General features: G+C 70.8%; 19 protein-coding genes and 2 tRNA genes. 16 read left to right on the top strand and 5 right to left on the bottom strand.

All coding sequences use genetic code 11. From position 1 onward, the window contains the following. Positions 1–81 precede the first annotated feature (81 nt). The gene (locus ACILRF_RS00230) at positions 82–405 is read left to right on the top strand and encodes a UrcA family protein (protein ID WP_395670246.1); all 324 of its coding nucleotides are present in this window, start codon (positions 82–84) and stop codon (positions 403–405) included. Positions 406–514: 109 nt separating this feature from the next. Here the strand turns inward: ACILRF_RS00230 and ACILRF_RS00225 are convergent, their stop codons facing one another. Continuing rightward, positions 515–1,513 (bottom strand): hypothetical protein, encoded by a 999-nt coding sequence (locus ACILRF_RS00225; protein WP_395670245.1) that lies wholly within the window; start codon positions 1,511–1,513, stop codon positions 515–517. A gap of 182 nt (positions 1,514–1,695) precedes the next feature. Here ACILRF_RS00225 and ACILRF_RS00220 point away from each other — a divergent pair, with 182 nt between their 5' ends. The 12 genes from ACILRF_RS00220 (at position 1,696) to ACILRF_RS00165 (ending at position 12,274) form a co-directional block, all read left to right on the top strand. Then, positions 1,696–2,034, top strand: coding sequence for a Flp family type IVb pilin (locus tag ACILRF_RS00220; protein WP_395670244.1), 339 nt, complete (start codon positions 1,696–1,698; stop codon positions 2,032–2,034). 67 nt (positions 2,035–2,101) lie between these two features. Beyond that, on the top strand, positions 2,102–2,956 hold the full coding sequence (gene cpaB / locus ACILRF_RS00215; RefSeq protein ID WP_395670243.1) for a Flp pilus assembly protein CpaB: 855 nt from the start codon (positions 2,102–2,104) through the stop codon (positions 2,954–2,956). Between the two features lie 45 nt (positions 2,957–3,001). Next, a complete protein-coding gene (locus ACILRF_RS00210) occupies positions 3,002–4,723 on the top strand; it encodes a type II and III secretion system protein family protein (RefSeq protein WP_395670242.1) in 1,722 nt (573 codons plus the stop codon). Positions 4,724–4,733: 10 nt separating this feature from the next. Next, positions 4,734–5,015: a hypothetical protein gene (locus ACILRF_RS00205; RefSeq protein ID WP_395670241.1), complete on the top strand. Its 282-nt coding sequence runs from the start codon at positions 4,734–4,736 to the stop codon at positions 5,013–5,015. A gap of 5 nt (positions 5,016–5,020) precedes the next feature. After that, a complete protein-coding gene (locus tag ACILRF_RS00200; RefSeq protein WP_395670240.1) occupies positions 5,021–6,259 on the top strand; it encodes a pilus assembly protein TadG-related protein in 1,239 nt (412 codons plus the stop codon). Positions 6,260–6,262: 3 nt separating this feature from the next. Then, complete coding sequence (locus tag ACILRF_RS00195) at positions 6,263–6,751, top strand: TadE/TadG family type IV pilus assembly protein (protein WP_395670239.1); 489 nt, start codon at positions 6,263–6,265, stop codon at positions 6,749–6,751. After that, a complete protein-coding gene (locus ACILRF_RS00190) occupies positions 6,751–7,380 on the top strand; it encodes a TadE/TadG family type IV pilus assembly protein (RefSeq protein ID WP_395670238.1) in 630 nt (209 codons plus the stop codon). The genes ACILRF_RS00195 and ACILRF_RS00190 overlap by 1 nt, the downstream gene beginning before the upstream one ends. Beyond that, positions 7,377–8,570 (top strand): CpaE family protein, encoded by a 1,194-nt coding sequence (locus ACILRF_RS00185; protein WP_395670237.1) that lies wholly within the window; start codon positions 7,377–7,379, stop codon positions 8,568–8,570. The genes ACILRF_RS00190 and ACILRF_RS00185 overlap by 4 nt, the downstream gene beginning before the upstream one ends. Further along, on the top strand, positions 8,567–9,949 hold the full coding sequence (locus tag ACILRF_RS00180) for a CpaF family protein (RefSeq protein ID WP_395670236.1): 1,383 nt from the start codon (positions 8,567–8,569) through the stop codon (positions 9,947–9,949). The genes ACILRF_RS00185 and ACILRF_RS00180 overlap by 4 nt, the downstream gene beginning before the upstream one ends. Next, positions 9,946–10,893: a type II secretion system F family protein gene (locus tag ACILRF_RS00175; protein ID WP_395670235.1), complete on the top strand. Its 948-nt coding sequence runs from the start codon at positions 9,946–9,948 to the stop codon at positions 10,891–10,893. Before ACILRF_RS00180 ends, ACILRF_RS00175 begins: the two co-directional genes overlap by 4 nt. A 10-nt stretch (positions 10,894–10,903) precedes the next feature. Continuing rightward, positions 10,904–11,821 carry a type II secretion system F family protein gene (locus ACILRF_RS00170; RefSeq protein WP_395670234.1) on the top strand — a complete coding sequence of 306 codons (918 nt, stop codon included), beginning with the start codon at positions 10,904–10,906 and terminating at the stop codon, positions 11,819–11,821. 3 nt (positions 11,822–11,824) lie between these two features. Next, positions 11,825–12,274 (top strand): prepilin peptidase, encoded by a 450-nt coding sequence (locus ACILRF_RS00165; protein ID WP_395670233.1) that lies wholly within the window; start codon positions 11,825–11,827, stop codon positions 12,272–12,274. Here ACILRF_RS00165 and ACILRF_RS00160 read toward each other — a convergent pair. Next, on the bottom strand, positions 12,271–13,005 hold the full coding sequence (locus tag ACILRF_RS00160) for an aldolase (protein ID WP_395670232.1): 735 nt from the start codon (positions 13,003–13,005) through the stop codon (positions 12,271–12,273). The genes ACILRF_RS00165 and ACILRF_RS00160 overlap by 4 nt on opposite strands. Positions 13,006–13,105: 100 nt before the next feature. Continuing rightward, positions 13,106–13,182: transfer RNA gene (locus tag ACILRF_RS00155), tRNA-Pro, on the bottom strand. Positions 13,183–13,318: 136 nt separating this feature from the next. Between ACILRF_RS00155 and ACILRF_RS00150 the strand changes: the two genes are divergently transcribed. Beyond that, positions 13,319–13,392: transfer RNA gene (locus tag ACILRF_RS00150), tRNA-Gln, on the top strand. Positions 13,393–13,595: 203 nt separating this feature from the next. Next, a complete protein-coding gene (locus ACILRF_RS00145; protein WP_395670231.1) occupies positions 13,596–17,540 on the top strand; it encodes an ATP-binding protein in 3,945 nt (1,314 codons plus the stop codon). Here ACILRF_RS00145 and ACILRF_RS00140 read toward each other — a convergent pair. Further along, positions 17,537–18,073 (bottom strand): GNAT family N-acetyltransferase, encoded by a 537-nt coding sequence (locus ACILRF_RS00140; protein ID WP_395670230.1) that lies wholly within the window; start codon positions 18,071–18,073, stop codon positions 17,537–17,539. The two genes, ACILRF_RS00145 and ACILRF_RS00140, sit on opposite strands and share 4 nt — an antisense overlap. Next, positions 18,070–20,154 carry a S9 family peptidase gene (locus ACILRF_RS00135; protein WP_395670229.1) on the bottom strand — a complete coding sequence of 695 codons (2,085 nt, stop codon included), beginning with the start codon at positions 20,152–20,154 and terminating at the stop codon, positions 18,070–18,072. Before ACILRF_RS00135 ends, ACILRF_RS00140 begins: the two co-directional genes overlap by 4 nt. 295 nt (positions 20,155–20,449) lie before the next feature. On the opposite strand from ACILRF_RS00135, the gene ACILRF_RS00130 reads away from it, so the two are divergent. Continuing rightward, the gene (locus ACILRF_RS00130) at positions 20,450–21,268 is read left to right on the top strand and encodes a trypsin-like serine peptidase (RefSeq protein WP_395670228.1); all 819 of its coding nucleotides are present in this window, start codon (positions 20,450–20,452) and stop codon (positions 21,266–21,268) included. Positions 21,269–21,308: the final 40 nt, after the last annotated feature.

Genomic DNA, 21,308 nt, shown 5'->3' with positions numbered 1-21,308 from the left:
GAAGCCTGATCGGCGTATATAGACGCGTCGCCTTTGACGGGGGCGGCGCCCGCAAAACAATCCATCCAAAAGGGGTTCACGATGCCCAAGATGGTGTTCAGCGCGGTAGCATCCGTCCTGCTGCTCGGTGCGTCCGCCGCTCAGGCGCAAGACGACCGCATGGTCGTCAAGATCAGTGACGTCAACACATCCTCGATGGCGGGAGCGGCGACCGTTCTCAGCCGCGTCGACCGCGCCGCCCGCGTCTTCTGCGGCGAGCGGGATTTGCGCGACCTGGGCCGCAGCTATCTCATCCTGAGATGCCGGCGTGAGATGACCGGAAAGGCCGTGGTCAAAATCGATCGGCCGATGGTCACCGCGCTCTATGAGCAGGTCCAGCCGACCATCATTCTCGCGTCCCGCTGATTGACATAAGCCGAGGCGGCAAAGTCTCGCCCATCCAGCCCCAACTTGCAGCCCGCTGACGACCGTCACGCCATGCGGGCTGCCCATTATCCAGCCTCCAGCCGGCGCCTCAGCGGCGCGACAGGCCTTGCCCGGCGCCGTTCGAGACCGACGCGCCGTCGCCGCCCGGGCCCAAGGGCGCGACGACCACCTCGGTCTTCAGCCAGGCCTTGATCCATCCCTTGTTGCGATCCTCCAGCGGCGGCGCGTCGGCGCCGCAGCGCCGGATCGCGAACACCCGCCGTTCGCTGAGCCGCAGCAGGGCTTCCTCGAACCGGTCGGCCAGCCGCCCGGCCCGGCCTTTCAGCTGGGCGTCGCCGCCGATCGCGTGGAGGATGGACCGCACCGGCCGGCGGACCGGCCGCACGGACGCGCCGGCGGCGCTGAAATAGAGGCCGATCTTCTTGGCCAGCAGGTCGGCGCCGCGGTTGGCGCGGTTGTCGAAGGCGAGGATCCGGCCGTCGATGCGATGGGAGGCCGCCTCGCGCCACGCGGCCCGCAGATCCGGATCCAGGGCGACCACGAACCTCTCGCTGCCGGGCAGTTCCGTCACCCGCAGGGCCGGCGGCCCGCTGTCGCCGAGCTCCAGTTGGCCGAGGGCGAGAATCTCGCGCCCGACCTGCGCCTGCACGGCCAGGAGCTCGCCGCCGCAGTAGTGACGCCGCTTGGCGCTCAGGATTTCGCTCGCGCCGATCAGAACCGCCTCGACGTTGCGCGCTTGCAGACGGTCGATCAGCACCGTGAGGACATCGAGCGCCAGGGGGGTAATGGCGTCCACGAGGCCCCAGCCTGCTCGCGGATCGGCCCCGCGGGCCAGGCGCAGCGGCATCTGTTTCAGGCCTTCACGATGCAGGAGCCGAAGAGCTCCGCCGGTCTCGCCCCAACCCAGGTCCCGGCAATCGGGACCGGCCCGCATCGCCGCGCCGAGCAGCGCTCGATACCCGATGTGGTCCGGTGCGACGAACGCCGACGGCCGCTCGTCCACCTCGCTCAGGCCGGGAAGGTCGAGCGGCAGGCCTGTCGTCCCCATGAGGAGGGCCGGCGGCCAATTCTGCTGGAGTTTGTTCATCGCAACTGCGCCCCGCGTCGTCTTGTGGCGCTTAGTTGCGCCGCAAGTGCAGGCGAAGTCATCGATAGAGTAGAGCCGCACTTAACATATGGCAGACAGCGGCTTGCAATGCGGATTCAAAAAAACTTCTCCGGCCACGCGTCTCTGCAAAAAACATAAGTGAAAACAGCGTTTTTTCGCTGATGATCGGTCGTTTTCCGCAGGCTGCGCCGTCCTTGCCGGCCAAAGCCGCGCCCTACCGTCCGCACATCGATCCAGCAGGGGTCGGTGAGTTGAATAGCAATCGCAAAATTCAACCAAGGAGTGTGGACGTGCTGAAGACCTACATCGCTGCGACCTCGCAGATCGAAAACCTCAAGGACCGTCTCGGACGAGATCAGAGCGGTGCTGCTCTGATCGAATACTCGATCCTGATCGGCCTTATCACCGCCGTGGCGGTGGTCGCGGTCGGCGTGATCGGCACCTGGGTGACTGGTCGCTGGACTGGCCTGGTCGCCAACCTCGGCCTGGCTCTCCCGTAGGCCGCTTTTGGGAGGCGGGCCCGCCCCCCAGCCCGCCTCCCGCTTCTTCTCAATTCGGAGCCCCAAGATGCGCAACATCGGTTTCGTCCTTCTCGCCGTCGCCGTGGTCCTCGCGGGTCTGACCGTCTGGGGCTTGAGGCAGATCGCCTCGGCGCGCCCGCAACCGGAGCAGCGCCTCAACCAGACCACGGTCGTGGTCGCCACCCGGCCGCTCGGCTTCGGCGACGTGCTGAGCCCGGAGGTCCTGCGGGTCCAGGCCTGGCCGAGCGCGGCTCAGCCGCAGGGCTCGTTCAAGACCATCGCCGAGGTGACCGCCCAGCGCCGCGTGGCGCTCGGCCCGATCGCCGTCAACGAACCGCTGCTCGCCAGCCGGGTCTCCGGCCCCGGCGGCCGGGCGACGCTGTCGGGCGTCATCCGCACCGGCATGCGCGCCACCACCATTCGCGTCAACGACGTCTTCGGCGTGGCCGGCTTCGTCCTGCCGGGCGACTTCGTCGACGTCCTGATCACCCGCGGCGACGGCGCCGGCGTGACCGAGCCCAGCGACCGGCGGACCGATGTCCTGCTGCGCAGCATCCGGGTTCTCGCCGTCGACCAACTCGCCAACGAGAACAAGAACGACCCCGTGGTCGCCAAGGCCGCGACGATCGAGGTGACCCCCGAGCAGGCGCAGAAGCTGGCCCTGGCCGCCGACGTCGGCGTGCTGTCGCTGGCCCTGCGCGGCACGGCCGACCCGCTGGCCGGCGAGGACGAACTCGCCCCGGCCACCGTCCGGGTCGCCGACCTCGCCCTCGGCAAGACGGCCGCCGCCGCACCGGCCCGCCCGCGGGTCCGGCGCGCCCCGGCCGCCCCCTCGGGTCCGACCATCAAGATCATCCGGGGAGCCGACATCGAGCTCGTCCGTCTGCCGCAGGTTGGCTGAGGCAGGACAACTCCAACAGGGACAGGCCACGCGCCTGAGACGTCGATGAGATCCGCCCACTACGCCCGCCGCCAAGGCCTGGCCAAGCTTCTCACCACCCTGCTCGCGACGACGGCGATCATCGCCTCCGACGCAGCCGGCGCCCAGACGGTCCTGGCTCAACCGGCTTCGGCCCCGATCGGCGCGGCCGTCCAGAACGTCACCCCCGACGAAGCCGGATACGGCGGCCAGGTGGCCGTCGCCGCCGGCGGCTCGCGGATCCTCCGCTTCAGCCAGCCGATCGGCCAGGTCCTGGTCGGCAATCCGAAGGTCGCAGACGTCATCCCGCTGGGCGAGCGCACCATCTACGTCATGGGCTCGGGGGCCGGCGCGACCAGCCTGACCGTGATGCCCCGGGCCGGCGGCATGCCCCTGGCGACGCTGGAGGTGCGGGTCGGCTACGATGTCGACAGCGCCCGCCGCGCCATGCGCGACGTCATCCCCGATGAGGCGCTGGACCTCAGCGTCCGCGGCGACGGCCTGGTGCTGACCGGCACGGCCTCGTCCTCGGCCGCCGCCGCCCGCGCCGCCGCCCTCGCCGAGCAGTACGCGCCGGGCAAGGTGGTCAACCTCACCAGCATCCGTGGCGCCGAGCAGGTCATGCTCTCCGTCCGGGTGGCCGAGGTCCAGCGCAGCGCCCTGCAGCAGCTGGGACTGACCAACCTGTCGGCGCTCTGGGACCCCAACCATTCGCTGACCATCGCCCCGCCGTCCGGGGCCAGCGAGGCCATCGCCGCCCTACTGGGCCGCGAGGCGAAGGGCAACTGGAGCTATCAGGGCCTGTTCGAGGCCCTCGAGCGCAAGGGCTTCGCCTCCACGCTCGCCGAGCCCAATCTCGTCGCCCTCTCCGGCGAGACCGCGGTGTTCTTCGCCGGCGGCGAGTTTCCGGTCCCGGTGCCCCAGGCCGGCCAGAACGGCGGCAACCTGATCACCATCCAGTACAAGCAGTACGGCGTCAGCGTCGGCTTCACCCCCACGGTCTACGGCGACACCATCAACCTCGCCGTGGCGCCGGAAGTCAGCGCCCTCGACCCGGCCAACAGCGTCGTCCTGGAAGGCTTCCGGATCCCCGGCCTGACGACCCGACGCGCCAAGACGACGGTCGAGCTGCGCAACGGCCAGAGCTTCGCCATCGCCGGCCTGATCCGCCGCGAGTTCAGCGACAGCCTGCGCGGCTTGCCGGGCATCTCGCGGGCCCCGGTGTTCGGCGCCCTGTTCCGGTCCACCGGCTACCAGAACAACGAGACCGAGGTGGTCATCATCGTGACCGCCCACCTCGCCCAGCCGACCGACCGGCGCAATCTCGTCGTCCCGACCGACCTGCGTCGCGGGCCCAGCGAGGCCGACCTGTTCCTCGGCGGCGCCACCGACCAGCCGCGGCCGCTGCCGACGGCCGCCCGCGGGCCGGCGGCGACCGCGGTCGCCGGCCAGGCCGTGGCGCCGCCTCCCGCCGTCGCGGCCCCAGCCGAAAGGCCGGCCCCAGCGGTGGCGCCCGTCGCCGTCGGGCCGCTGGCCCCGCTCGCGGCCCCGGTTCGCCAGGCGGCGCTCAAGCCGAGCCGTGCGGCGGCGTCGCCACTGCGCCGGCCCGCGCCGGCTCCGACCGCTCCGGCCAGGCCGGTGGCGGCCAGCGCCGCGCCACCCTCCGTCGCCAAGCCGGCGGTCTCGCCCCTGGCCCTCAACTTCACCTCCTTGATCAGCCCGGCGGCGGCGTCCGCCACCCATCGGTAAGGAGCCGACCATGCGCATGCGACCCCTCATCGCCACGCTGACCTGCCTTCTCGGCCTTGGCGGTTGCGTCGAGAGCATCGACGCGCCGATGTCGCCGACCTTCGGCCAGGCGCTCGCCTCGATGGACGCCCAGATCGTCCGAAGCCCGATGTCCGATCTGCCGCCGGAAAGCTCCGGCGCCGTCGGGGTCGCCGCGACGATGCGCTACCAGAAGGGCGAGGTGAAGAAGCCCGAGACCCAGGCCACCTCGGCGACGTCCGGCCAGGCCGGCGGCAGCCCGCCGCCGCGGTGACGACCATGGGCCCCCATCCTTCTCGGCGGCCGTCGGTCCTGGCTCGGCGCCTTCGCGAGCTGGGGGCCGATCAACGCGGCAACGTCATCGTCTACGTCAGCCTGACGACGGCGACCCTGATGGGCCTGATCGGCCTGGCCCTCGACGGTTCGCGCGCCATGGTCACCCACGCCGAGGCCCAGGCCGCCGCCGACGCCGCCGCCCGGGCCGGCGCCTCCCAGCTCGACCGCCTGTCGGGCGCCTGCGCCCGTGCCAAGGCGCAGGCGACGTCGGTGACCAACCGCCAGCGCTTCGCACAGGGCGGCTCCGCGCCCGTCACCATCGCCGCCGGCAGCCCGGTCTGCCTCAACGGCCTGCCGGCCAGCGACGCCGCCGCGACCACGGCCTATGCGACCACCACCGACTCGGAGTCGGCCTACATCCAGGTCACCACCCAGCAGGTCGTGCACCAGAACACCTTCCTGGCGGCGCTCACCGCGCAGAACACCGTGACCATCCAGCGCTCGGCGGTCGCCGGCTTCCGCCAGGCCCTGTGCGCCAACTCGCCGGTGATGATGGCCTGTAGCACGATCGTCTGGACGCCCGGCGTCGCCTTCGACGCCTGGAGCAGCTACGGCGGGAACAAAGGCTTCCTGTCGACCTGCGGCAACAGCGCCGGCTGCGTCGCCGACACCCTGGCCGCCACCCAGCCGAGCTTCTGCGTCTCGGACGGCATGGACCCGGCCCCCGGCAACAAGACCAACAAGGCCCAGGAGGGCGTCAACGTCCGCTTCGGCCTCGGGACCAAGAACGATCCCCCCGCCGACATCGACGTCATCGATTTCAGCAACTACTCGTCCGAGGTGCCGGGGGCCCCGAACGCCGGCGCCAGCGGCTGGAACTGCGAGGCCTACTGGACGGCGCGCCACGCCGCCGATGGACTGCCAAAGCCGGCCGGATGCACCACCACGGCCGGCCCGCCGACCACCCGTTACGCGGTCTACCAGGCCGAACGCGCCGCCGGGAAAATCCCCGTCGCGGGTAAGCCCCCGGCCGGCATCCCGACGACCCCGGAAGAGCGGCGGCTTCTCTACCTCGCCATCTACAACTGCGACGCCAACAAGCCGGTCTCCTACCTCAAGACCTTCATGATCGGCCCGGCCAAGGGGACCAGCACCAAGACGCTCTACGTCGAGCCGGTCGCCCTGGTCACCTCCAAGACGGATCCCACCGTCGTGCACGAAGAAGTGCAGCTCTACAGGTGACCCATGCCCAAGCACGCGAACCTGACACGTCTGGGCAAGGATCAACGGGGCGCCGCCCTTGTCGAATTCAGCCTGCTCGCCCCGCTGCTGATCAGCCTCGCCTGCGGCCTGGCGGAGTTCGGCCAGGCGCTGCGCCAGTACACCGTGATGCAGAAGGGCGCACGGGACGCCGCCCACTACCTGGCGCGGGCTCCGTCGAACCCGTGCCCGGCCCCCGACGCCGCCTGGACTGCGAACGTCACGGCGGCCAAGGCGCTGGCCATCAACGGCTCGGTCGGCGGGACGACGCCGCGCTTCAAGGGCTGGACCCAGGCCGCGACCATCACCGTGCCGGCCCCGCAGTGCCTGCCCAATCCGCGCCTCAACGGGGCGGACCTGCCCCGCATCACCGTGACCATCGCCGCGCCCTACGCCGACATCGGCATGCTGCGGTCGTTCAGCCTCACGCCGATCACCATCACCGTCTCCTCGCAGGAACTGAAGGTGTCGTGATGGCCGGCCTGCGCAAACTCCTCCGCGACAACCGGGGCGGCGCCCTGGTCGAGATGACCCTCGTCTTTCCGCTGATGCTGCTGCTGACCTTCGGCCTGCTGGAGTTCGGCATGGTCTTCTGGCGCTACCACACCGCCGAGAAGGCGACCGCGGTCGGGGCCCGCTGGCTCTCGACGCGGCACGGGGTGGCCGGCTCGGCCCCGGTCACCACCGAGCTCTACACCGCGGTCGTGCCGGACTGCTTCGTCAACACCACCCAGGCGCCGGGGACCCGGTGTTCCCAGATCGCCGGCGCCGCCGCCTGGACCCAGACCTGCAGCGGCGCCGGCGGCGGCGGCTGCAACGCCGGCGTCATGGCCGCGCTGGTCGCCCAGATGCAGCAATACGCCCCCTTCATCACCCCCGCCAACGTCACCGTCCGCCTGCGCGGCTCGACCGTCGGCTTCGTCGGCCGCGGCCGGGCGGTGCCGCTGATCACCGTCGAGACGACCGGCCTGACCTACAACCTGATCGCCGTCGACGCCCTGGTCCGCTTCTGGACCCCGGCCGCCGTCCTCGGGCCGATCACCCTGCCCAGCTTCGCGTCAACCTTCCTCGCCGAAGACCAGAAAGAAGGACCCGGCCTATGACCCAGGCTCGCAAAATCCTGCTCGCCGGAATGGGCGACGAACTTCGCCTGAGCCTCGAGAGCGCGCTGAAGCGCCGGCCCGATGTCGAGGTCGAGGAGGCTCCGAGCGCCGAGCCGAGCGCCCTCAACGGCAAGGTCGTGGCCTGCGACGCCCTCATCGTCGAGGTCGACGTCCGCTCGATCGAGTCGACCGAGCGGTTCGCCCGGCTGGCCGCCGCCGCTGGCGACGGCAAGGTCATCGCCGCGACCCGGGTCGCCGATCCCGAGGCCGTGCGCCGCCTGTTCCGGGCCGGCGCCGCCGACGTCCTCACCGCGCCCTTCGCCCCTGACGCCTTCGAAAGCGCCCTGCACGACATCCTCCAGGCCGCCGGGCCGGACCCGGGCCGGCGCGGCGAAGTGATCACCGTCCTGCGGGCCAGCGGCGGGGCCGGGGCGACGACCGTGGCCCTGAACCTGGCGGCCCTGCTCGGGCGGCCGGAGCGCAAGGGCGCGCCGCGGCGGACCTCGACGATGCTCGATCTCGATCTGCAGTTCGGCGACGCCGACCTCGCCCTCGACCTCGAGCCGCGCAGCACCGTCGTCGACGTCCTGCGCGCCGAACAGAGGTTCGACGGCCGGCTGCTGCAGAGCGCCATGGTCGACCACAATTCGGGCCTGCGGCTGCTGGCCTCGCCGCCGGACGTCGTGCCCCTCGATGCGCTGAGCCCGGCCTTCGCCGCCCGCATCGTCGCCCAGTCGGCCCAGCTGCACGACTTCACCGTCGTCGACCTGCCGGTCGCCTGGACCGACTGGACGATCCAGATCCTCCGCGACTCCAGCCGCCTGGTGCTCGTCGCGCCGCCGACTGTGCAGGGCGCCATCGGCGTCAAGCGCATCCTCGACGGGCTGGAGGCGGCGGCCATCGAAACGCCGGCCCTCTTCGTGATGAACAAGCTCGCCAACATGGTCGACGCCTTCGAGAAGCCGAGCCGGATCGCGAAGTCGCTCAATCGTCCGGTCGATGCGGTGCTCAGCCTCGACGCCAGCGCCGCCCGCGCCTTCGACCGTGGCGTGCTGCTGGTCGACGCCTTCCCCAACGCCCGGCTGGCCCGCGAGCTGCGCGGCCTCGCCGCCAAGGTCGCCCAGCCCGCGTTCCACTCTTCCTCCTCGCACAAGCACACCCAACCTGAAGCCATGGGAGCGGCGGCATGAGACTGTCCTTCACCCAGACCCCGCAGCCGGCCCCGGGCCCCGCGCCGATCGCGGCCCTCGAGGTGGTCCCGACCGCCGCCCCCGGCCGCGCCCAGGCGGAGCCGGACGAGCCCTATCTGAAGCTCAAGGCCGACATGCATCGGCGGCTGATCGAGTCCATGAACCTCGCCGGCCTCGACCGACGTCCGACCGACGAGGTCCGCGCCGAGATCTCCGAACGCCTCGCCGCCGCCCTGCGCGAGGACGCCCGGCCGATGAGCGAGACCGAGCTTCGCCGCCTGAACGAGGACCTGTTCTACGAGCTGCTCGGCTATGGTCCGCTCGAGCCGCTGCTGCGCGACCCCGACGTCTCCGACATCCTGGTCAACACCTCCAGCGAGGTGTTCGTCGAGCGCCACGGCCGGCTGGAGCTGACCGCCGTCAAGTTCGCCGACGAGCCGCACCTGATGCGGGTCATCGAGCGGATCGTCGACCGCGTCGGCCGCCGGGTCGACGAGTCCCAGCCGATGGTCGACGCCCGCCTGCCGGACGGCTCGCGGGTCAACGCCGTCGTGCCGCCCATCGCCCTCGACGGCGCGATCCTGTCGATCCGCCGCTTCGCCCGCAAACCCTTCGACCTCGGCCGCCTGGTCGCCAACGGCACGCTCAGCGCGCCCGCCGCCGAGCTCCTCAAGGGCCTCGTCGAGGCGCGGCTCAACATTCTGATCTCCGGCGGCACCGGCACCGGCAAGACCACGCTGCTCAACGCCATGTCCCAGAACATCGGCAACGCCGAGCGCATCGTCACCATCGAGGACGCCGCCGAACTGCAGCTGCAGCAACGGCACGTCGTGCGCCTGGAAACCCGGCCGCCCAACGTCGAGCGGCGCGGCGAGATCACCCAGCGCGATCTCGTCAAGAACGCCCTGCGCATGCGGCCCGACCGGATCATCCTCGGCGAAATCCGGTCCGGCGAGGCCTTCGACATGCTGCAGGCGATGAACACGGGCCACGACGGCTCGCTGACCACCGTGCACGCCAACACGCCGCGCGACGCCCTGGCGCGTGTGGAGCAGATGATCGGCATGGCGGGCCTCGACCTCGCGCCGCGCTCGATCCGCGCCCAGATCGCCAGCGCCCTCGACGTCGTCGTCCAGGTCCGCCGCTTCAGCGACGGTTCGCGCCGGGTCGTCAGCATCCAGGAGATCGAAGGCATGGAGGGCGAGGTCATCACCATGCACGAGATCTATCGCTTCGAGCAGACCGGCGTCGGCCCCGACGGCCGCATCCTGGGCCACTTCGCATGGACCGGCGTGCGGCCCCGGTTCTTCGAGACCTTCGCCACCCAAGGCCTGCCGGTCCCGGGGGTCCTCGCCGAAGGCGGGGAGGGCCTGCAATGATCCGGCTGCTTGAATTCGTCGTCTACGCCGCCGCCTTTGTCGCCGTGCTGCTGGCGGTGGAAGGCATCGGTCGCCTGGCCCGCTCCGGCCTCGGCGAGGAGCGCGACGTCGCCCGGCGGCTCGGAAAGGCCCGGGCCCGCGCGCGACAGCAGTCGGCGACGCGGTCGCCGTCGCAGGTTTCCGAAGCCCTCGCGCGCTGGTTCCCGGGCCTGAAGGACCGCCTCGACCAGGCCGACGCGCCGTTCGGCGCGGCCTGGTTCGCCCTCGCGGTGATCGGCGTCTTCCTGGCGCTCTTCGTCTCACTGTCGATGGCCGGGGCCCCGCGGCTCCTGTGCCTGGCGGCGGCTGGCGCGACGGCGGCGGCGGGCCCCTGGCTCGTCCTGCGCGCCATGATCGGCGCCCGGCGCCGACGTTTCCTCCACCAGCTGCCGCAAGCCGTCGACCTGATCGCCCGCAGCCTCCAGGCCGGCCATCCCGTAACCACGGCGATGACGGTGGTCGGCGACCGGATGCCGGCGCCGATCGGCGCCGAGTTCCGCATGGTCATCGAGGAGATGACCTACGGCCTCGACCGCGACGAGGCCCTCGCCAACATGCTCCAGCGCTTTCCGCTGCCTGAGCTGCGCCTGTTCACCGCCTCCTTGCAGGTCACCCGCGAAAGCGGCGGCAACCTCGCCGAAGTCTTCCTCAAGCTGGCCGAGGCGATCCGCGCCAAGGACCATCTGCGGCGCAAGGTCCACGCCATCTCCGCCGAAGGCCGCATGAGCTTCTGGGTCGTCACCGGCCTGCCGTTCGCGCTGGCCGCCTTCCTGATGCTGGTCCGGCCGAGCTTCTTCACCGACGTCGCCGACGACCCGCTGTTCTGGCCGATGATCGCCTTCGCGCCCGTCTCCCTGACGATCGGCGCGACGATGATCTGGCGCATGGTCAATCTGAAGATCTGAGGAGCCTGCAATGGACCTGCTGTTCATCATCAGCGCCGCGGCCCTGTCGCTGCTCATCCTCGGCGTCGCCATCGGCCTGATCGCCCTGAGCTACGCCCCCGGCAACCTGCGCCTCGCCCGCGTGGTCCGCGGCGCCGGCCGCGACGGCCAGGCGTCGCGCGCGGTCATCGACGCCCTCACGCGGATCGGCGAGGTGGCCGGCCGCGGCGGTCTCGACGGCGTCGAGCGCGAGTCCCTGCGCGCCCGCCTGGTGCAGGGCGGCTTCTACGCCCAGCACGCCGTCGAGGCCTTCTTCGCCATCCGCGTGGCGACGGCCTTCGGCTTCGGCCTTGCCGCCATGGCCGGCGTGCTCCTGCTCCGCTCCGACGCCTTCGCCGTCGGCCTGCTGGCGATCATGGCCGCCGCCTGCGCCGGCCTTTATCTGCCCAACCTGCTGCTGCGTCGCCGCATCGCCGAGCGCCGCCGCGCCCTGACCCTGGCTTTGCCCGACGCCGTCGATCTGATGGTCGTCTGCCTCGAGGCCGGCGGCACCCTGAGCTCGGCCATGCAGCGCGTCGAGACCGAGTTCCGCGAGCTGCACCCGGTGATCAGCGAGCAGCTGTCGATCACCCTGTCGGAAATCCAGGCCGGCTCCAGCCGTTCGGCCGCCCTGAACCGGCTGGCGACCCGCTCGGCCTCGGAGGAGATCGGCTCGCTGGTCACCATGCTGGTGCAGTCCGAGGCCCTCGGCGCCAGCGTCGCCCAGACGATGCGGGTGTTCGCCGAACAGACCCGCCAGGCCCGCTACCTCGACGCCGAGCGGCGCGCCTCGGAACTGCCGGTCAAGCTCGCCTTCCCGCTGGTGCTGTTCATTTTCCCGGCGCTGATGAACGTCATCTTCACGCCGCTGATCATCCGCATCGTGCGCCAGCTGCTCGCCTCGGGCTGACCGATGACGCCCGTCGCCCTCGTCGTGTTCAACGCCATCCTGGCGGCGGCGGCGATTTCCGACGTCCGCAGCTACCGCATCCCGAACGCCTTGCCGGCCCTGCTGGCGGCCGCCGCTCTGCTGCTCGCGCCGCCCGACGGCCTTGGCGATCTGGTCAGCCGTCTCGCCACGGTGGCCATCGTCGGTCTCGCGGCCGGCGTCCTGTGGCTGCGCGGCGCGCTCGGCGGCGGCGACCTGAAACTGCTGGCCGCCTGCTGCGCCTGGCTGCCGTTTCACACCCTGTCGACCTTCTTCCTGGCCTTCGCCGCCGCCAGCCTCGTGCAGGGACTCGCCGTCTGGGCGCTCAGCCGAAGCGGCCGCGCCGTCGGGGGTAGGGCGGTGGTGCCCTATGCCGTCAGCATCGCCGTGGCCGGGGCGGCTTGGAGCCTGACCCAGCTCCCCGCCGCGACCTAGGGAAGCGGAAGCTCGCGGCGCAGCGCCTCGAAGAACAGCCGCGACTGGTCGCGATCGCGCGCGAACTGCGCCGCGGTGGCCTCGGCGACCTGGTCGCTCACCTCCGCCAGCCCGCCGCCCATCGATCGGGCGAGCACCTCGAGCTGGCAGGCGCGCTCTAGGTAGTAGAGGTCGTCATAAGCCGCCGCGAGGCTTTCGCCGCAGACCACCACCCCGTGGTTGGCCAGGAAGGCGACGTCGGCGCCCTGCAGGGCCGCGGCGATCCGCTCGCCCTCCGTCTCGTCGAAGGCCAGACCGTTGTAGTCGGCGTCGAACGCCACCCGGCGGTGGAACCGCATCGCGTTCTGCGACAGCTTGGTGTTGAGCTTGCCGCTCGGCGTGACCGTCAGCGCCGTCGCATGGGGCATGTGGGTGTGCAGGACGCAGGTCTTGCCGGCCAGCTTGTGGACCGCCGCATGGATGAACATCGCCGTCCGCTCGACGCCGTGCGCGCCGGCGACCCGTTCCCCGCGCTCGTCGACCAGGACGATGTCGTCGGGTCCGACCTCCGCCCAGTGCAGGCCGTGCGGGTTGATCAGGAACAGCCCGCTGTTGCCGCCCAGCATCACGCTGAAGTGGTTGCAGATCCCTTCGCCCAGGCCGTGATGCGCCGCCGCCCGCAAACTGAGGGCGAGGTCGTGGCGCAAGGCGACGACGTCGTCGCGGTGAAAAAGGGTGTGGTCGTGATCCAAGGCCGCATCTCCCGTCGCCCGCCCAGGCGTCGTCGTCGGGCGCCTGTGTCGATGCGATTTTCAGGAGAGGATCCCGCGCCGGGCCGGCGGCGGGAGAAGATGGTCGGAGTGGCAGGATTTGAACCTGCGACCCCCGCGTCCCGAACGCGGTGCTCTACCAGACTGAGCCACACTCCGACTTGAGGAGGGGGCTTATAGGGGAGTGTTTCGGGGCTCGCAAGACGCCATGGAACAGGTCATGAGGCCGTTGCATCGCGCGGACTCGTGCGCTATCTCACCGCCTCTCGCGGGGGCCGCCCCCGCCCATTCCTGCTGGGGAATGGTGTAATGGTAACACTGCGGTTTTTGGTACCGTCATTCTAGGTTCGAGTCCTAGTTCCCCAGCCACTTCCTCGATCTCACGAAAACCTCGGATCCCGACGCCGCGCGGCCGCACTGCCGCGCCGGAAGTCTTTCGCCTGAGCCGCCGCGCTGCGGACAAGAACAAGCGCTGCCATTGACGGTTGTGAAAACTGTCGTTGCGACACTAGCGCGCACTAACAATTGCGTTTAGATCGGTTGGCCCCAAGTCGTTGGACGCCAATCAACAGATGACCGACACCCTTCCGCCCCGCTCGCAAGCGGGTCCCGCGGCGCTGAGCTTTCTCGCGGGCGGAGGTGAACTCGGAGCGCTGATCCGAAATCACGACTGGGCGAACACGTCACTGGGGCCGCCGGAGACCTGGCCGCAGAGCCTCAAGACGGCCGTCTCGATCATGCTGACCTCGCGCCAGCCGATCTGGATCGGCTGGGGCCCAGACCTGATCTACCTCTACAACGACCCCTACAAGGCGATCATCGGCGGCAAACACCCCTGGGCGCTCGGCCGGCCGACGCGGGAGGTCTGGCGCGAGATCTGGCCCGAAATCGGCCCGATGCTGGCCACCGCCATGGGCGGCATCGAAGGGACCTTCGTCGAGGAACAGCTCCTGATCATGGAGCGCAACGGCTATCCGGAAGAGACCTACTACACCTTCTCCTACAGCCCGGTCCGCGGCGACGACGGCCTGCCCGGCGGCATCATCTGCGCCAACAGCGACGACACCCAGCGCGTGATCGGCGACCGCCAGGTCGCCATGCTGCGCGACCTCGCCGCCGAGACCGTCAACGCCCGCGCCTGGGGCGAGGCCGCGGACAGCGCCATCACCGCCCTCGGGCGCAATCCGCGGGACCTGACCTTCGCCCTGCTCTACGTCATCCAGCCGGGCCGGGCTCAGGCCGAGCTCGCCGCCGCGACCGGTCTTGCGCCGGGCTCGCCGGGCGCGCCGCTCGCCATCGCCCTCGAAGACCCGAGCCTTTGGCCGATCGGCGAGGTGGCCAGCCGACACACGCTCCAGGTTCTGCCGCTCGCCCCGCGCGGCATCGTCGCCACCGGCTCTTGGGACTTGGCCTCCTCCGACGCCGTCGCGCTGCCGGTCGCGGCCAGCAGCGACACCGGCCGCGAGGCGGTCCTCGTCGTCGGCCTCAATCCGCACCGCCAGTTCGACGACGACTACCGCGGCTTCCTCGGCCTCGTCGCCGGCCAGATCTCCGCCGCCATCGCCAGCGCCGACGCCTACGAGGAGGAGCGGCGCCGGGCTGAGGCCCTCGCCGAGCTCGACCGCGCCAAGACCGCCTTCTTCTCGAACGTCAGCCACGAGTTCCGCACCCCGCTTACCCTGATGCTCGGGCCGTTGGAGGAGGTGATCGCCGGCGGCATGGACGCAGGCGAGATGCAGGCTCAGGTCGCGCTCGCCCACCGCAACGGCACCCGGCTGCTCCGGCTGGTCAACAGCCTGCTCGACTTTTCGCGCATCGAAGCCGGGCGGGTGCGCGCGGCCTACGCCCCGGTCGACCTCGCCGCCTACACCGCCGAGGTCGCCTCCAGCTTCCGCTCGGCGGTCGAGAAGGCCGGCCTGACCTTCCAGGTGGTGGTCGCGCCGCTCGGCAAGCCCGCCTTCATCGACCCCGAGATGTGGGAGAAGGTGCTGCTCAACCTTCTCTCCAACGCCTTCAAGTTCACGCTCGAAGGCGCGATCCGGGTGACGGTCGCCCCGTCCGACGACCAGCAGAGCGCCTGTGTCACTGTCGCCGACACCGGCATCGGCATCCCGGCCGAGGAGATGCCGCGCCTCTTCGAGCGCTTCCACCGCGTGGAGGGCGCGCAAGGCCGCAGCTTCGAGGGCAGCGGCATCGGCCTCGCCCTCGTCCACGAGCTCGTGCGCCTGCACGGCGGCGACATCCGCGCCGAAAGCCAGGTGGGGAAGGGGACGACCTTCACCATCACCGTGCCGCTCGGCCGCGGCCACCTGCCGGCCGACCAGATCCGCGAGGACGCCGCCGCGGCCGCCGGCCTCGCCCGCGCCCACGAATATCTCGAGGAAGCCCTCCGCTGGCTGCCCGAGGAGGCGCCGCGGCTCGAGGCGGCGGGCGAGCTCACGACCCCCGGCCTTGGCGCGCTCGCGCCCGACCACGGCGAGGCGGGCGTCGGGAAGCGCATCCTGCTGGCCGACGACAACGCGGACATGCGCGCCTACGTGAGCCGGCTTCTGGAAGCGCAGGGCTATGCGGTCGAGGGCGTCGCGGACGGCCAGGCCGCCTTGGCCGCCGCGCGCGCCGCCCCGCCGGATCTGCTGCTTACCGATGTGATGATGCCGGGCCTTGACGGCTTTGGCCTGCTTCAGGCGATCCGCGCCGAGCCCGCGACCCGCGGCGTGCCGGTGATCATGCTGTCGGCGCGGGCCGGCGAGGAGGCCAAGGTCGAAGGGCTCGACGCCGGCGCCGACGACTACCTGGTCAAGCCGTTCGCAGCCCGCGAGCTGCTCGCCCGCGTCAACGCCAACATCCAGATGGCGGCCGTGCGACGCGAGGCCGACCGCGCCATCTGGGCCAGCGAGCAGCGCTTCCTCATCACCCAGGAGCGGCTGTCCATCGCCCTGTCGTCGGGCGGGGTCGGCGTCTTCGAGTGGGAGATCGATACCGACCGCGTCGCCGTCCTGGGCCCGATCTCCGAACTGTACGGCGTCGATCCGGCCTCGGCCGAGGCGGCCGGCCTGCCGCTCGCCACCTTCATCGCCGGCATCCACCCGGATGATCGGGCCGCCGTCCAGCAGGCCATCGCTGGATCCGTGGGCCAGGGGGCCCCCTACCGCGCCGAGTACCGCGTCGTGGGCCAGGGCGACCGGCGCGAGGTCGTCGCGCTCGGCGATCTGCACACCCGCGCCGACGGCGCCCGGCTGCTGGCCGGGGTGATCATCGACGTCACCGACCTGCGCCGCGCCGAGCGCGAGCTGCACGCCCTGAACACCCGCCTCGAGGAACGTGTCGCCGAAGAGGTGGCCGAGCGTGGCAAGGCCGAAGAGGCCCTGCGCCAGGCCCAGAAGATGGAGGCTGTCGGCCAGCTGACGGGTGGCGTGGCGCACGACTTCAACAACCTGCTGACCGTGATCATCGGCGGCCTCGACACCATCCGGCGCTGCCGGCCCGGCGACGAGGCGCGGATGACCCGCGCGCTCGACATGGCCCTGCAGGGCGCCCAGCGCGCCGCCGGCCTGACCGGCCGGCTGCTGGCTTTCTCCCGGCGACAGCCGCTCGACCCCAAGCCGCTCGACCTCAACGTCATGGTCCGCGACATGACCGAGCTCCTGCACCGGACGCTCGGCGAGCAGATCGAACTGGAAGGCGTGCTCGCCTCCCGCCTGTGGACCGTCGAGGTCGATCAGAACCAGCTGGAAAGCGCCATCATCAACCTGGCGGTCAACGCCCGCGACGCCATGCCCGGCGGCGGCAAGCTGACCATCGAGACCGCTAACACCGACCTCGACGAACGTTACGCCGCCCACGACAGCGAGGTGATCCCCGGCCAGTACGTCATGGTCTCCGTCACCGATTGCGGCACGGGCATGCCTCCGGAGACCCTCGCCCGAGTGTTCGAGCCGTTCTTCACGACGAAGGAGGTCGGCCGCGGCACCGGGCTCGGCCTGTCGATGGTCTACGGCTTCGTCAAACAGTCGGGCGGTCACGTCACGCTCTACAGCGAGGAGGGCCAGGGGACGACCGTGCGGCTCTACTTCCCGCGCTTCCACGCGCCCGCTGGCCGCAAGGACGCCGCGCCGGAGGTCCTGGCCCCCCGCAGCAGCGACGGCGAAACCGTCCTGGTGGTCGAGGACAACGACGACGTCCGCGCCTACAGCATCCAGATCCTGGAGGAGCTCGGCTACGTCGTTATCCAGGCTCCCGACGCCGACCACGCCATACCGATCCTCGCCAGCGACGCGCGGATTGACCTGCTGTTCACCGACGTTGTCCTGCCGGGGCGCAGCGGTCGCGCCATCGCCGACGAGGCCCGCGCACTACGGCCGGGACTGAAGGTGCTGTTCACCACCGGCTACTCCCGCAACGCCATCGTCCACCACGGCCGCCTTGACCCCGGGGTCCAGCTGATCACCAAGCCCTTCACCTTCGATCAGCTCGCCGTGCGGGTGCGCGACATCCTCGACCAGCGCGCGCGGGATTAGAGGCTTAGCCCCGGCCCGTCCGGGGGCGTGCGGTCTCCGCCGTTCAGCGACTTGCGCATGAACACCACGTCGACCCAGCGGCCATGCTTCCAGCCCATGCCCGGCGCGACGCCGGCCGGCTCGAACCCGAGCGCCGCGTGCAGCCCGCGCGAGCCGGCGTTGCCGCTGTCGCCGATCACCGCGATCACCTGCCGCACGCCGAGGGCCTCGCAGCGCGCCAGCACCTCGGCCAGCAGCAACCGTCCGATGCCCCGCCGCACGGCTTCGGGGGCGACATAGACGCTGTCCTCGACGCTGTAGCGATAGGCGGCCCGCAGCCGGAACGGCGCGGCGTAGGCGAGGCCGAGCACCTGTCCCGCCGCCTCGGCCACCACATAGGGCAAGCCGAGTTCGCCGACCCGGGCCCGCCGGCGCTCCATCTCCGCGGCGTCGGGCGGGACCTCCTCGAAGGTGCCGACGCCGGTCAGGACGTGGTGGCCGTAGATCGCCGCCAGCGTCGCCGCGTCCTGCGCCGTCGCGTCGCGGATGTTCACGCCTTGGCCCAGCCTTTGTCGAACGCCCAGACCGCGAAGGCGTAGTCGAGGGCGATCTCCTTCAGGAAATCGAACCGCCCCGACGCGCCGCCGTGGCCGGCCTCCATGTTGATCTTCAGCAGGATCGGGGCCTCGCCCCGCTGGTGGTCGCGCAGCCTGGCGACCCATTTGGCCGGCTCCCAATAGGTTACGCGCGGATCCGACAGGCCGCCGGTCGCCAGGATCGGCGGGTAGGCCGCGTCCTTCACCTGGTCGTAGGGGCTGTAGCCGGCGATCCGGTCGTAGGAGTCCGCGTCCTCGATCGGATTGCCCCACTCCGGCCATTCCGGCGGCGTCAGCGGCAGGGAGGTGTCGCTCATGGTGTTGAGCACGTCGACGAACGGCACCGCCGCGATCACCGCGCCCCAGAGGTCGGGCCGAAGGTTCGCCGCCGCCCCGACCAGCATGCCGCCGGCCGAGCCGCCATAGGCCGCGACCCGGCCCTTCGCTCCATAACCCTGCGCGATCAGGTGCTCGGCGCAGGCGACGAAGTCGGTGAAGGTGTTGGTCTTGGTCTCGCGGCGGCCGTCCAGGAACCAGCCCCAGCCCTTGTCCGAGCCGCCGCGGATGTGGGCGATGGCCCAGATCCAGCCCCGGTCCACCAGGCTCAGCGAGCGGATCGAGAAGCTCGGCTCCATCGCATGGCCGTAGGAGCCGTAGCCGTACAGCATCACCGGGGCGGAGCCGTCGAGCGGCGTGTCCTTGCGCATCAGCACCGTGATCGGGACCTGCGCGCCGTCCGCCGCCGTGGCCTGCAGCCGGCGCGCGACATACCTGTCCGGATCGTGGCCGGAGGGGATTTCCTGGGTCTTGCGCCAGGTCCGCGCCCGGCTTTCCATGTCGTAGTCGAACCACTGCCGCGGCGTCGTCGGCGACTGGTAGACGAAGCGGGTCGTCGTCGTGTCGTACTCCAGCCCCGCCTCGAGGCTCAGCGCATAGGCCTCCTCGTCGAAGGCGACGACGTGTTCGGCGCCGTCCCTGGCCGTGACCACCAGCCGGTCGAGGGCCTCGACCCGCTCGGCCCGCACCAGGTGGTTCGCGTAGGCCGCGAACCCGGTGACGTAGTGGCCCGGCCGATGGGCGATCCAGTCGCGCCAGGTCGCCCGCGCCGGGACCGCCGCCTCCGAGACGCACAGCTTGAAGTCCACCGCGCCGTCGGCGTTGGTGCGGATCACCCAGCGGTCGCTCCAATGGTCGATCTCGTACTTCACGCCGACCTGCCGCGGCTCGGCGACGAGCGGCTCCGCCGTCGGATCGCCGGCCGGGATCAGCCGGATTTCCGTGGTCTCCTGGTTGCCGACGTGGATCAGGACGTGGCTGTCGTCCGAGCTGGTCCCGACGCCCAGGAACATGCCCTCGTCGGTCTCCTCGTAGACCAGCACGTCCTCGCCGCCGCCGGACGGCCGGCGGAACACCTTCGAAGGCCGCGCCTGCTCGTCGCGCCAGATCCAGAAGATGAAGGCGCTGTCCGGCGAGAAGGTGAAGTCGCCATAGGCGCTGGCGATCGGCGTGCCGACCTCCTGGCCGCTCGCCAGGTCCTTGACGCGGATCTCGTAATACTCCGATCCCTGCGTATCGACGGCGTAGGCGTAGAGCGCGTGGTCCGGGCTGTGGCTCGCCGCGCCGACGTGGAAATAGGCATGGCCCTTGGCGGCGGCCTCCTCGTCCAGCAGCACCTCTTCCTCGCCGCCGCCGCGTAGGCGGCGCGCGTGGACCGGATGCTCGGCGCCCGTCACGTAGCGGGCGTAATATTCCCAAGGCCCGTCCGGCGCCGGGACGCTGCTGTCGTCCTCCTTGATCCGCCCCTTCATCTCCGCGAACAGCTCGGCCTGCAGCGCCTCGGCGTCGGCCAGCATCGCCTTGGTGTAGGCGTTCTCCGCTTCGAGATGCGCGCGGATGTCGGCCCGCAGCACCTTCGGATCGCGCAGCACCTGCTGCCAGTTCTCGTCCTTCATCCAGGCGTAGTCGTCGGTGCGGACGCGGCCCAGCTGCTCCAGCGTGACGGTCTGTTTCTTGGCTTTGGGAGGTGCGGGAAGGCTCATCACCGCTAGATGACCCGCGCAGGCGGCGGGCTCAAGGCTGGCCCTCTCCTTTATCCTCTCCCCCTCTTCGCTGCGCTCGGGGGAGAGGAGGCGGGATCTCCGCGTTCACCTCCTCTCCCCCCGCGAAGCGGAGAGGGAGAGGGTAGGGAGAGGGCCTTCGGCATCGCGTCGTTTCAACGCGCCTTCACCATGACCTCTCCGCTTGGCGCCCCACCCGGAGTCTGATTCACTACACAGGCCATCGAGATCGCGCGCAGACGCGAGGGGTTCGGCTTCAATTCTGGTCGGGGTATCCATGGACGTGGATCTCTCTGTCGATCTGATCCATGCGACGGTTCAGCTTGAGCAACCGCTCGGCGATGGCACGCGCACGGTCGGCACCGGCTTCCTGATCTCCTCGCCCTCGCCGGACGGCAAGCCGCGCGTCGTGCTGGTCACCGCCAACCACGTCCTGGAGAAGATGCCGAAGGCCAACGCCCGGATCGGCTATCGCATCTCCAACGCCGACGGCAGCTGGAACTACTCACCCCAGCCGCTGACCATCCGCGACGCCAAGGGCGCGCCGATCTGGACCCGCCACCCGACGCGCGACGTCGCCGCGATCGCCATCACGGCGCCGCCGGAGTTCGCCAAGGCGGCGATCCCGGCCGACTATCTGGCCGCCGACGACACCTTCGCGCGCTTCCATGTCGGCGCCGGCGACGAGATGATGGCGCTGGGCTTCCCGCGCGGCCTGTCGGCCAACCAGGCCGGCTTCCCGATCCTGCGCTCGGGCCGCGTCGCCTCCTTCCCGGTGGCCCCGGCCAAGGTGTTCCCGACCTTCCTGCTCGACTTCTCGGTGTTCCCCGGCAACTCCGGCGGCCCGGTGTTCATGGCCGACAACTCCCGCCGTCGCCCGGGCGCCGAAGGCGAGGCCAAGTTCATCGCCGGCCTCCTGACCCAGCAGGTCGAGCTGAACAACGAGCGCCTCGAGATCGGCATCGTCACCCACGCCAGCTACATCCGCGAGACGCTGAACCTCGTGAACAACCCGGCCGCGCCGGTCACCATGACCTCCGGCGAGCGCACGACCGGCGCCAAGGCCGCGTCCGCCCAGGAAGCCGTCGGCCAATAGCCGCCGTGCGGTAGCGTTTGCCCGTCTCGCGCGTTAGCCG

Origin of the sequence: Phenylobacterium sp., assembly GCF_044236515.1 — a bacterium.
GTDB lineage: Bacteria > Pseudomonadota > Alphaproteobacteria > Caulobacterales > Caulobacteraceae > Phenylobacterium.
This window is presented reverse-complemented; position numbering and strand designations above follow the sequence as displayed.

Excerpts from the sequence above, each read along its gene's own strand:
- ACILRF_RS00220 (WP_395670244.1), top strand. The coding sequence starts at position 1,696 with ATGATCGGTCGTTTTCCGCAGGCTGCGCCGTCCTTGCCGGCCAAAGCC.
- ACILRF_RS00200 (WP_395670240.1), top strand. The coding sequence starts at position 5,021 with ATGGGCCCCCATCCTTCTCGGCGGCCGTCGGTCCTGGCTCGGCGCCTT.
- ACILRF_RS00175 (WP_395670235.1), top strand. The coding sequence starts at position 9,946 with ATGATCCGGCTGCTTGAATTCGTCGTCTACGCCGCCGCCTTTGTCGCC.
- ACILRF_RS00130 (WP_395670228.1), top strand. The coding sequence starts at position 20,450 with ATGGACGTGGATCTCTCTGTCGATCTGATCCATGCGACGGTTCAGCTT.
- ACILRF_RS00135 (WP_395670229.1), bottom strand. The coding sequence starts at position 20,154 with ATGAGCCTTCCCGCACCTCCCAAAGCCAAGAAACAGACCGTCACGCTG.
- ACILRF_RS00180 (WP_395670236.1), top strand. The coding sequence starts at position 8,567 with ATGAGACTGTCCTTCACCCAGACCCCGCAGCCGGCCCCGGGCCCCGCG.
- ACILRF_RS00225 (WP_395670245.1), bottom strand. The coding sequence starts at position 1,513 with ATGAACAAACTCCAGCAGAATTGGCCGCCGGCCCTCCTCATGGGGACG.
- ACILRF_RS00230 (WP_395670246.1), top strand. The coding sequence starts at position 82 with ATGCCCAAGATGGTGTTCAGCGCGGTAGCATCCGTCCTGCTGCTCGGT.
- ACILRF_RS00185 (WP_395670237.1), top strand. The coding sequence starts at position 7,377 with ATGACCCAGGCTCGCAAAATCCTGCTCGCCGGAATGGGCGACGAACTT.
- ACILRF_RS00165 (WP_395670233.1), top strand. The coding sequence starts at position 11,825 with ATGACGCCCGTCGCCCTCGTCGTGTTCAACGCCATCCTGGCGGCGGCG.
- cpaB (WP_395670243.1), top strand. The coding sequence starts at position 2,102 with ATGCGCAACATCGGTTTCGTCCTTCTCGCCGTCGCCGTGGTCCTCGCG.
- ACILRF_RS00210 (WP_395670242.1), top strand. The coding sequence starts at position 3,002 with ATGAGATCCGCCCACTACGCCCGCCGCCAAGGCCTGGCCAAGCTTCTC.
- ACILRF_RS00145 (WP_395670231.1), top strand. The coding sequence starts at position 13,596 with ATGACCGACACCCTTCCGCCCCGCTCGCAAGCGGGTCCCGCGGCGCTG.
- ACILRF_RS00190 (WP_395670238.1), top strand. The coding sequence starts at position 6,751 with ATGGCCGGCCTGCGCAAACTCCTCCGCGACAACCGGGGCGGCGCCCTG.
- ACILRF_RS00205 (WP_395670241.1), top strand. The coding sequence starts at position 4,734 with ATGCGCATGCGACCCCTCATCGCCACGCTGACCTGCCTTCTCGGCCTT.
- ACILRF_RS00170 (WP_395670234.1), top strand. The coding sequence starts at position 10,904 with ATGGACCTGCTGTTCATCATCAGCGCCGCGGCCCTGTCGCTGCTCATC.
- ACILRF_RS00195 (WP_395670239.1), top strand. The coding sequence starts at position 6,263 with ATGCCCAAGCACGCGAACCTGACACGTCTGGGCAAGGATCAACGGGGC.